General features: G+C 58.5%; 1 pseudogene. It reads left to right on the top strand.

Features of this window, described 5'->3' with window-relative positions:
* Window positions 1-189 (top strand): annotated as a pseudogene (locus RZR99_RS33235) (VapC toxin family PIN domain ribonuclease); the annotation flags it as partial.
* Window positions 190-306: the final 117 nt, after the last annotated feature.

Here is a 306-nt window from a genome sequence, read left to right as displayed (position 1 = left end):
GTTGCGACTCCGGAGGAGACTTTTTATTTGATCGAACGCGAAGGTTTGTTCAATCGGGGAATTGGATATGTAGACACGTCGTTATTAGCCTCGGCGCGTCTGCAACCTGGCGTCACCATCTGGACGCGCGACAAACGCTTGAAGAACGTCGCTAACGAACTTAACCTCGGCGCAGTGCTAGGGCACTAGCCAACGGAACGGAGCCGACTGATGCGCGAGGAGTATGAGCTGCAGACCGACGTGCTGGCGATGCCGTTCGCCCCGAAGCATGCCGAGTTGCTGACGGCGCTCGCGACGCGCAGCGAG

Source organism: Burkholderia alba (assembly GCF_034721475.1).
Classification (GTDB): domain Bacteria; phylum Pseudomonadota; class Gammaproteobacteria; order Burkholderiales; family Burkholderiaceae; genus Burkholderia; species Burkholderia alba.
The sequence above is the reverse complement of the archived record's forward strand: the minus strand, read 5'-3'. Positions and strand labels throughout refer to the sequence as shown.